This window comes from Rhizobacter sp. P3_B12 (genome assembly GCF_056402895.1).
Genome location: NZ_JBFUGN010000837.1, coordinates 1 through 2,743, shown reverse-complemented (window position 1 = coordinate 2,743; position 2,743 = coordinate 1). Strand labels below are relative to the sequence as shown.

Here is a 2,743-nt window from a genome sequence, read left to right as displayed (position 1 = left end):
CTCAGCGCGAGCGCCAGCAGCACCGCGCCGAGCGTGGGCATCAACCAGGCCAGCAGCGCGAGCACCGCGGCCACGCCGGCCAGCCACGGCCGCCGCAGGYCCGGCCAGCGATGCGCGGCCCACAGCGCCCCCGCGACGGCCAGCGCCAGCGATGCGGCCTGCTGCAGCGTGCCGATCCAGCGGTGGCCGCTATCGCCCCCGCGCACCAGGTCGCCTGCAAAGTCGCCGAGGTTCGCGCCGACCAGGAAGGTCATGCCGGCCCACCACGCGAGGCCGCACAGCGTCGCGAGCAGCCAGCCGGCGCTGAGCGGCTCGACGACGGCGGCGTGCACCGGTGCGATGCGGCGCACCAGCACATGGGCGGCCACCCACGCCGCGGCGCAGCCGTGCCATGCGAGCCAGAACGCGCCGAGGCGCATCGTGCTCGAGTAGCGCCACGGGTCGATCGCCAATGCGAGTGCCAGCATCACCGCCGCCAGCGCACCGAGCAGGGCACGCAGCCAGTCGGCCCGCACCACCACCGCGACGGCCAGCGCCACCGTGCCGAGCGTCGCGAAGGCGAGCGCATCCGGCAGGTCGCGGAACAGCCCGAACGCGAGCGCGCCGCCGCCGACGATCAGCCCCGGCACCGCGAGCTGCTCGACGAACAACGGCACCTGCCGCGCATGCAGCACCACCAGCGAGCCGGCCAGCACCAGCAGCCCGATCACGTAGGGGCCGGCGCCACGCGTGACGAAATCGCCGAGCAGCATCCCGACCACGATGATCAGCGGCACCGCGGCCAGCCAGGCGCCGAGGCCGGTCAGCAGCACGACCGGCCACGGGCGGGTCTCGGAGTGAGCCATCAGGGAATCGCTCATGCGCTTGCTCCGGTGTGGGCGTGGCGGCGTGCGAGGTGCATCACGCCCGAGACGCTGGCGGCCAGCAGGCCGGCGGCCGACAGGCCCAGCAGCAGCATCCTGCCGATCTCGTCGCCGGAATTGTGGCGGTCGAACAGCAGGTGCGTGAGGCCGGCGACCAGCAGCGCGTTCAACCCGAGCGCGACCGCGCTCAGGCCATAGATGTCGAAGCTGCGCGCGTTGGCCAGCAGCACCGCCGCGATGCCCAGCACCGCCAGCGCCAGCGCGTAGTGCGCGCCGCTGCGGTCACCGAACACCGCGCTGGCGCCGCTGACGCAGATCATCACGACCGCCAGCGTCACCGCGGTGCGCTCGCCCCACAGGCCGCCGCCGGTGACGCGTTGCCACGCCGGGTGCAGCGCGACCACCAGCGCGATGGCCGCGCTCCAGCCGATCAGGTGGGCCGGCAGGTCCTGCGGCTCGATGCGCCAGCGGTGACCGGTGTGCGCGACGATCCACAGCGAGATGCCGCTCATCGCGACCAGCGCGAACGGGGCCCACAGCACGTCGCTGCGCGCGCCCAGGCACAGCGGCAGTGCGAGCGCGGCCCACAGCGCGAACAGTTGCCAGGCGTCGGCGCCGGTCTGGTAGGTCTGGCCGAAGAAGGCGAACAGGCCGCCGATCCCGAGCAGCGCCAGCAGCCCGAGCGGCGCGCGCAGCGTGGGCCGCCACAGCGCGCCGGCGCACATCACGACCACGCAGGCCTGCAGCAAGGCGAAGCGGCCGGTGCGGCCGAGCTCGGACCAGTTCGCGGCAACCCAGAAGATCAGGCCCAGCCCGCCGAGTGCGGCGGCCAGTACCGCAATGCCTTGCGGCAGGCGCTGCGAGAGCGCGGGTGGTTCGTCGTGCAGGTCCATCGTGTCTCCAGGGTGTGGTCGCGATGGTAGCGATGCGCCGTGCCATCCGACGCCGGTGCGTGCCGTGGGTGCCGCGGGTCGCCACCGCCGGGGGCGTGTGGCAATACCGAAGCGACCACCGTGGTCAGTCCGGCGCGTCGAGGTTGTCCGTCACCCGCTGCAGCAGCGCCAGCAGTTGCCGCTGTTCCGCTGCGCTGAACCCGGCCACCGCCCGCGCATTCAGCTTGCGCGCCTGCTGCTGCAGCGTGCGCAGCACCGCCTGGCCGTCAGCCGTCAGCGAGAGAGTGACGCTGCGCCGATCCGCCGCGTCGGCCTGCGCGTCGAGCAGGCCGCGCTCGCGCAGCCCCTTGATCAGCCGCGCCAGCTGCGCCTTGTCGCGCCCGCTGTGCTGCGAGAGCTCGCTCTGCGTCGCGCCGGGGTGGCGGCCGAAGTAACCGAGCACTTTGCTCTCCATGTGCGTGATGTCGTGCGGCCCGTCGCGCAGCACCTGGTACTGCTGCCCGCGGTACTGGTGCATCACCGTGTGGATCAGCTCCAGCACGTCGTCTTCCATGCGGGGCACGGCTTTGCCCTGATGGTTGACATTGTCATCTTGTTTGCTCATGATGGGGGATATTGTCAACCATTTCGAGAGCGAGCCCCATGACGGCAGAAACCTCCACCCGGCGCGTGCAGCGCGTCCAGCATGAGATCCGGCGGCGCGAGCTGCGCGTCGTGCGCGTCGAGGCCACGAGCCCCGGTTTCCGGCGCATCGTGGTGGCCGGCGAGCCGATGGCCGGTTTCATCAGCGCGTCGTTCGACGACCATGTGAAGCTCTTCATCGACACCGGCGCAGCCGAGCCGGTGCGCCGCGACTACACGCCGCGCCGCCACGATGCCGCGGCGGGCGAGCTGACGCTGGATTTCGCGCTGCACGACGACGGCCCGGCGTCCGACTGGGCGGCGCGCGCGCAGCCCGGCGACGCGCTGACGGTGGCCGGCCCACGC

4 protein-coding genes are annotated in these 2,743 nt (G+C 72.7%); 1 reads left to right on the top strand and 3 read right to left on the bottom strand.

Annotated features, from left to right (window positions below; genetic code table 11):
* The 3 genes from AC1D01_RS28815 to AC1D01_RS28805 all read right to left on the bottom strand — a co-directional run.
* Positions 1–860: DUF4401 domain-containing protein (locus tag AC1D01_RS28815; RefSeq protein ID WP_477872516.1), on the bottom strand; the 860-nt coding region annotated here is incomplete at its 3' end.
* Positions 857–1,756, bottom strand: coding sequence for a DUF2157 domain-containing protein (locus AC1D01_RS28810; protein ID WP_477872514.1), 900 nt, complete (start codon positions 1,754–1,756; stop codon positions 857–859). The genes AC1D01_RS28810 and AC1D01_RS28815, both read right to left, overlap by 4 nt.
* A 124-nt stretch (positions 1,757–1,880) precedes the next feature.
* Positions 1,881–2,309, bottom strand: a complete 429-nt coding sequence (locus tag AC1D01_RS28805; RefSeq protein WP_477872518.1) for a MarR family winged helix-turn-helix transcriptional regulator — start codon at positions 2,307–2,309, stop codon at positions 1,881–1,883.
* An 89-nt stretch (positions 2,310–2,398) separates the two neighbouring features.
* On the opposite strand from AC1D01_RS28805, the gene AC1D01_RS28800 reads away from it, so the two are divergent.
* The coding region (locus AC1D01_RS28800; protein ID WP_477872512.1) for a siderophore-interacting protein at positions 2,399–2,743 on the top strand (345 nt) is incomplete at its 3' end.